At 61.1% G+C, this 5,443-nt stretch carries 14 protein-coding genes; all 14 read right to left on the bottom strand.

Features of this window, described 5'->3' with window-relative positions:
* Positions 1-192: hypothetical protein (locus tag ACESL8_RS11035; protein WP_372918783.1), on the bottom strand; the 192-nt coding region annotated here is incomplete at its 3' end.
* 1 nt (position 193) lies between these two features.
* Entirely contained in the window at positions 194-547 is a 354-nt protein-coding gene (gene rplR, locus ACESL8_RS11040) for a 50S ribosomal protein L18 (protein WP_372918785.1), read from the bottom strand.
* On the bottom strand, positions 544-1,077 hold the full coding sequence (gene rplF, locus ACESL8_RS11045; protein ID WP_372918787.1) for a 50S ribosomal protein L6: 534 nt from the start codon (positions 1,075-1,077) through the stop codon (positions 544-546). Before rplF ends, rplR begins: the two co-directional genes overlap by 4 nt.
* A gap of 2 nt (positions 1,078-1,079) precedes the next feature.
* On the bottom strand, positions 1,080-1,475 hold the full coding sequence (gene rpsH / locus ACESL8_RS11050) for a 30S ribosomal protein S8 (RefSeq protein WP_372918789.1): 396 nt from the start codon (positions 1,473-1,475) through the stop codon (positions 1,080-1,082).
* A 10-nt stretch (positions 1,476-1,485) separates the two neighbouring features.
* The gene (gene rpsN / locus ACESL8_RS11055) at positions 1,486-1,791 is read right to left on the bottom strand and encodes a 30S ribosomal protein S14 (protein WP_372918791.1); all 306 of its coding nucleotides are present in this window, start codon (positions 1,789-1,791) and stop codon (positions 1,486-1,488) included.
* Positions 1,792-1,794: 3 nt separating this feature from the next.
* The gene (gene rplE, locus ACESL8_RS11060) at positions 1,795-2,373 is read right to left on the bottom strand and encodes a 50S ribosomal protein L5 (protein WP_372918793.1); all 579 of its coding nucleotides are present in this window, start codon (positions 2,371-2,373) and stop codon (positions 1,795-1,797) included.
* Positions 2,366-2,686, bottom strand: coding sequence for a 50S ribosomal protein L24 (gene rplX, locus ACESL8_RS11065; protein ID WP_372918795.1), 321 nt, complete (start codon positions 2,684-2,686; stop codon positions 2,366-2,368). The genes rplE and rplX overlap by 8 nt, the downstream gene beginning before the upstream one ends.
* Positions 2,686-3,054: a 50S ribosomal protein L14 gene (rplN, locus tag ACESL8_RS11070; protein WP_372918797.1), complete on the bottom strand. Its 369-nt coding sequence runs from the start codon at positions 3,052-3,054 to the stop codon at positions 2,686-2,688. Before rplN ends, rplX begins: the two co-directional genes overlap by 1 nt.
* Before the next feature lie 111 nt (positions 3,055-3,165).
* Positions 3,166-3,402, bottom strand: coding sequence for a 30S ribosomal protein S17 (gene rpsQ, locus ACESL8_RS11075; RefSeq protein ID WP_372918799.1), 237 nt, complete (start codon positions 3,400-3,402; stop codon positions 3,166-3,168).
* Between the two features lie 3 nt (positions 3,403-3,405).
* Positions 3,406-3,633, bottom strand: a complete 228-nt coding sequence (rpmC, locus tag ACESL8_RS11080; RefSeq protein ID WP_372918801.1) for a 50S ribosomal protein L29 — start codon at positions 3,631-3,633, stop codon at positions 3,406-3,408.
* Positions 3,634-3,650: 17 nt separating this feature from the next.
* Complete coding sequence (gene rplP, locus ACESL8_RS11085; RefSeq protein ID WP_372918803.1) at positions 3,651-4,079, bottom strand: 50S ribosomal protein L16; 429 nt, start codon at positions 4,077-4,079, stop codon at positions 3,651-3,653.
* Between the two features lie 13 nt (positions 4,080-4,092).
* A complete protein-coding gene (gene rpsC / locus ACESL8_RS11090; protein WP_372918805.1) occupies positions 4,093-4,788 on the bottom strand; it encodes a 30S ribosomal protein S3 in 696 nt (231 codons plus the stop codon).
* The gene (gene rplV / locus ACESL8_RS11095; protein ID WP_372918807.1) at positions 4,788-5,189 is read right to left on the bottom strand and encodes a 50S ribosomal protein L22; all 402 of its coding nucleotides are present in this window, start codon (positions 5,187-5,189) and stop codon (positions 4,788-4,790) included. Before rplV ends, rpsC begins: the two co-directional genes overlap by 1 nt.
* Positions 5,189-5,443 (bottom strand): 30S ribosomal protein S19 (rpsS, locus tag ACESL8_RS11100; protein WP_372918809.1); only part of this gene is annotated, 255 nt, incomplete at its 5' end. The genes rplV and rpsS, both read right to left, overlap by 1 nt.

Here is a 5,443-nt window from a genome sequence, read left to right on the forward strand (position 1 = left end):
ACCGCCGGGTTCGCCGCTGTTGTCACGGCCACGCTTGTTGCGATCACCGCCGCCGCGGCGATCGTTGCCGCCAGGGCCGCCACGGCCGCGCTGATCGCCGCCAGGACCACGTCCACGGCCCCGACCACTGCCGGGCCCGCGGGCTTCACCTTCCGGAGCAGCGGCACCGGTCACTTCGATTTCATCACTCATTTCAGAACTCCAACCCGCCTTCGCGGGCGCCCTCGGCAAGCGCTTTCACGCGGCCATGGAAAAGGAAACCACCGCGGTCGAACACGACTGCCGAAACACCGGCAGCCATGGCCCGGTCGGCCAGGCGCTTGCCAACGGCAGCGGCAGCACCAGCGGTGGCGCCCGTGGTCCCACGCGCGTCCTTCTCCAAGGTGGAGGCGGCGGCGAGAGTGACACCATTGGCATCATCAATAATCTGCGCATAAATATGCTGCGACGAACGATGCACCGACAGGCGCGGGCGACCGCCGCTCTTGAAAGCGATGGCCGTGCGCACACGGCGACGACGCTGATCGAAATGGGTAAGCCTGCTCATTTCTTCTTCCCTTCCTTCCGGAAGATGACTTCGCCGCGATACTTGATGCCCTTGCCCTTGTAGGGTTCGGGCTTGCGCCAGCGCCGGATCTCGGCGGCCACCTGACCAACACGCTGCTTGTCGGAACCAGTGATTTCCACCGTCGTCGGATCAGGCGTCTTGATGGTGATACCGTCGGGGATGGCGTAATCCACGTCGTGGCTGTAGCCAAGTTGCAGCTTGAGGTTGGTGCCCTGTACCGAAGCGCGGTAGCCCACGCCGGTGATCACCAATACCTTGGTGAAACCGTCGGATACGCCGGTGACAAGATTGCTGACCAACGTGCGCTGCATGCCCCAAAAGGCACGGGCGCGCCTGGTTTCAGTCGCCGGCAGCACCGCGATCTGGGCGCCTTCGATGGTATAGCTGATGTCATCCACCAGCGTCAGCGACAGTTCACCCTTAGGGCCTGTGACCACGAGTGTGCGGTCGTTGATGGAGGCTGTGACGCCGGCCGGAATGGCGACGGCTTTTTTACCGATGCGCGACATGGTCAGAACACCTGGCAGAGGATTTCGCCGCCCACGTTCTTCTCGCGCGCTTCCGCGTCGGAAAGAACACCCTGGGGCGTCGAAACAATGTTGATACCAAGGCCATTGCGGACGCGCGGCAGCTCGGTGGCGCCGCTGTAAACGCGGCGGCCGGGCTTCGACACGCGGGCAAGGTGCTGGATAGCGGGACGACCTTCGAAATATTTCAGGTCGATCCGTAGGTTCTGGTGAGCGCCATCAAGCACCGGAACATAGCCCCGGATGTAGCCTTCGCGTTGCAGAACATCCAGCACGCGAGCGCGCAGCCTGGAAGCGGGAGTTACGATCGAATCCTTACGGGCCTGTTGGCCGTTGCGGATCCGGGTGAGCATATCGCCCAGAGGATCAGACATCGACATGGGTCTATCCTTACCAGCTGGACTTCGTCACGCCGGGAATCAGGCCTTTGTTGGCCAATTCCCGCAGCATGATGCGCGAAAGTTTGAACTTGCGATAATAGGCACGCGGACGGCCCGTCAACTCACAGCGATTGCGGACCCGGGTGGGGTTCGCATTGCGCGGCAACTCCGACATTTTCAGGCGGGCCATCAAACGTTCCTCATCGGAACGATTCTCATCGGCGGCAATCGCCTTGAGGACGGCAAATTTGCCGGCGTACTTCACAACCAGCGCCTTGCGGTGCTCGTTCTTGTTGATCATGGAAAGCTTCGCCATGGCTCAGGCCGCCTTCTTTTCGAGGGTGTAGCCAACGAAGGGGAAGCCAAACAGCGCCAGGAGCGCGCGGGCTTCGTCGTCGGTCTTGGCCGAAGTGGCCACGATGATATCCATACCGCGGACCTGGTCGACTCGGTCGTAGCTGATTTCCGGGAAAATCAGCTGCTCCTTGATACCCATGGCGAAATTGCCACGGCCATCGAACGACTTGGCAGGCACGCCGCGGAAATCGCGAACGCGCGGCAAGGCGATGGTCACCAGACGGTCGAGAAAGTCGTACATGCGCTCGCGGCGCAGCGTGACCTTGCAGCCGATCGGCATGCCCTCACGCAGTTTGAACTGCGCGACAGACTTCTTGGCCTTGCAGATCACCGGCTTCTGGCCAGCAATCAGCGCCATTTCACCGGCAGCCTGATCGACCTTCTTCTTGTCCTGGGTGGCATCGCCGACACCCATGTTGAGCACGATCTTCTGGATCTTCGGCACTTGCATCATGTTCGTGTAGCCAAACAGTTCGACCATCCTGGTGCGAATCTGATCGGCATACAGAACCTGCATGCGGGGGGGTGTGGTGTCAGCCATCGATCTTGGCTCCCGACTTCTTGGCGATGCGAACCTTTTGCCCATCGACCATGGCGAAGCCGACGCGGGTGGGACCACCCGTGGTCGGATCCTTGATTGCCACATTCGACACCGCCATTGGCGCTTCGATACGCTCGATGCCGCCGTTGGGGTTGGACTGGTTTGGCTTGTTGTGACGCGTGATCATGTTGACACCGGCCACCACCACCTTGCCGTCGCGCGGCAGGTTGCGGGTCACGGTGCCTTCTTTGCCCTTGTCCTTGCCGGCCAAGACGATCACGGTATCACCCTTCTTGATCTTCAGTGCGCTCATTACAGCACCTCTGGAGCAAGGCTGATGATCTTCATGTGACCAGAGGCGCGCAATTCACGCACGACCGGCCCAAAGATACGGGTGCCAATCGGCTCCTCATTCTTGTTGATCAGCACGGCAGCGTTGCTGTCGAAACGGATCACCGAACCGTCGGGCCGACGGATATCCTTGGCGGTGCGCACCACGACAGCGCGGTGCACATCACCCTTTTTCACCTTGCCCTTGGGTTGAGCTTCCTTCACCGACACCACAATGACGTCGCCGACACCGGCGAACCGGCGCTTGGAACCACCCAGGACCTTGATGCACATCACCCGCTTGGCGCCACTATTGTCCGCCACGTCGAGGTTCGTCTGCATCTGGATCATGCGTTCGATCCTTCCATAAAGTCTGCCGATTCCGACCGGCAGACGGCTTAAATACCAACCTGAGACGCCGGATCAGCCGACCGCCTCAAGAACTTTCCGAAAAAACCCGGCTCAGCCGACCTTTTCCAAAACCTTCCACGTCTTCAGCTTCGACAGCGGAGCGCATTCCTCGATGCGCACCGTGTCACCGGCCTTGATCACATTGCCCTCGTCATGGGCGTGATACTTCTTCGAACGACGGATGATCTTGCCGTAAACCGGGTGAGCGACCTTGCGCTCCACCAGCACGACAACCGTCTTTTCGCCCTTGTCGGACACGACGGTGCCCTGCAATACGCGCTTCGGCATGTCTTATGCTCCCAACGACTGAGACGGCTGCACGGCGGCCTTGCGGGCCGACTGCAACGTCTTGATGCGGGCAATCGTCCGGCGCACAACACGCACACGGCCGGGCTTCTCCAGCTGGCCGGTGGCCGCCTGGAACCGCAGGTTGAATTGTTCACGCTTCAGCTCGGACAGCCGAACGGCGAGTTGATCGTCGGTCGAAACCTTCAGATCGGCAAAAATCTTGTCGGCCATGGCCCTTAATCCTGCGCTTAATCTTGCGTGGTGGGTTCGCCGAGGCGCACCACCATCTTGGTCTTGATCGGCAACTTGGCAGCGGCGCGCTCAAAGGCGCCGGCAGCAACGTCGTAAGGGACGCCGTCAAGCTCGAACATCACACGGCCGGGCTTGACGCGGGCCACCCAATGTTCGGGCGAGCCCTTGCCCGAGCCCATGCGGACTTCGGCCGGCTTCGACGACACCGGCAGATCCGGGAAAATCCGGATCCACAAGCGGCCCTGGCGCTTGATGTGACGCGAAATCGCGCGGCGAGCCGCTTCGATCTGGCGGGCAGTAATCCGCTCCGGCTCCAGCGCCTTCAAGCCGAAAGCACCGAAGTTCAGCGCTGTACCGCCCTTGGCATCACCATGGATACGGCCCTTGAACGCCTTGCGGAATTTGGTGCGCTTTGGTTGCAGCATCTTCTATTCCTTCTCAGCGGGCCGGACGGACGCCAGAGGTCTGGGCTTCCATCATCAAGCGGTCCTGGGCCATCGGGTCGTGGCCAAGGATCTCGCCCTTGAAGATCCAAACCTTCACGCCGCACACGCCATAAGCGGTGTGGGCCTGATGCTCGGCATAATCGACGTTGCCGCGCAGGGTGTGCAACGGCACACGGCCTTCACGATACCATTCGGTGCGGGCGATTTCTGCGCCGCCAAGACGACCCGAACAGGTAATCTTGATGCCTTCCGCGCCCAGACGCAGCGCCGATTGCACGGCACGCTTCATGGCACGGCGGAACGCGATACGGCGCTCCAACTGATCAGCCACACCGGCAGCCACCAGCTTGGAATCGATTTCCGGCTTGCGGATCTCGACGATGTTCAAGCTCACGTCGCTGCGGGTCATCTGGGCAATCTGCTTGCGCAGCTTCTCGATGTCCGCACCCTTCTTGCCGATGATCACGCCGGGGCGCGCAGCAAAAATGGAGACACGGCACAGCTTGGCCGGGCGCTCGATCACCACCTTGGAGATGGCAGCCTGCGCGTGGTTCTTGATGATGAACTCGCGGATGCGAAGATCTTCCAGCCACAGATTGCCGTACTCGTCACCCTTGGCAAACCAACGGCTGTCCCAGGTGCGATTGATCTGCAGGCGCAGACCGATGGGAGAAGTCTTGTGACCCATTATTCAGCGCTCCCAGAGGCCTTGGCGTCTTCGTCAGCTTCGCGCACCACAACGCGAAGGCGGCTGAACGGTTTGACGATTGCAGAGGCACGGCCGCGAGCACGCGGCGTGAAACGCTTCATGCTGATCGCCTTGCCAACACTGGCTTCCTTCACCACCAACGCATCGACATCCAGATTATGGTTGTTCTCGGCATTGGCCACGGCCGAAGCCAGCACCTTGCGAACATCAACCGCCATCGCCTTGCGCGAAAACAGCAGGATGTTGAGCGCTTCGGATGCCTTGCGGCCACGAATGAGGCCCGCAACCAGGTTCAGCTTGTAAGCCGAACCGCGGATGGTCGTGGCAATGGCCAGCGCCTCACGGTCACCAACCTTGCGGGGGGATTTGGGCTTGGACATCAGCGCTTGCCCTTCTTGTCGGCAGCGTGGCCGGGGAAGAAGCGCGTTGGCGCGAATTCACCCAGTTTCATGCCCACCATGTCTTCATTGACCATGACGGGGATATGCTTGCGGCCATTGTGAACGCTGAAGGTCAAGCCAACGAACTGCGGCAGGATGGTGGAGCGGCGCGACCAGGTCTTGATCGGCGTACGCGCACCGGAGCCCTGCGCGGCTTCGGCCTTCTTCAGCAGCGAGAGGTCCACGAACGGACC

Source organism: Sandarakinorhabdus sp. (assembly GCF_041689835.1).
GTDB lineage: Bacteria > Pseudomonadota > Alphaproteobacteria > Sphingomonadales > Sphingomonadaceae > Sandarakinorhabdus.